General features: G+C 61.1%; 1 protein-coding gene. It reads right to left on the bottom strand.

What is annotated here, in order from left to right; all coding sequences use genetic code 11:
• On the bottom strand, positions 1 to 458 hold a 458-nt coding region (locus ACWR1S_RS30905; RefSeq protein WP_454566147.1), incomplete at both ends, for a contractile injection system protein, VgrG/Pvc8 family.

Here is a 458-nt window from a genome sequence, read left to right as displayed (position 1 = left end):
TGGCCGCTGGTGAGGGTCGGCTCGTCACCTTTGCCTTCGGCGAGTTTGTAGTCGCTGCGATGGCGTTCGAGGGCGCGGGTGGAAAGGAACTTGCCGCGCTCGCGGGTGGTGAAGCGGCCGGGGTAGTCGTAGTCTTCGAGGTCCGGGGCAAAGGTACTTTTCGCGGTGCCTTCGGGAAGGATCTGCGGTTTTTCGAAGTCGTAGTCGCGGCGGCTGACGCGGGTGGTGCGGGTTTCCAGACGCAGGTTGAAACGCTTGATCACCGGTTTGTCGGCGGCCATGCCGGAGTCTTGCTGGTAGCTCACCGGTTTCAGCTTGCGGAACACGGTCTGGTCGTCGCCAAATACCAGTTTGTGGCCGCTGCTGCTGTGCTGGAAGTGGAAGTGAATGCCTTCTTCTTCGCACAGGCGCTGGATGAAATGCAGGTCGGATTCGTCGTACTGCACGCAGTAGTCGCG

Source organism: Pseudomonas sp. AIG, assembly GCF_977020205.1.
Note: the sequence above shows the minus strand (reverse complement) of the source record. Positions and strands in the feature narration are given on the sequence as shown.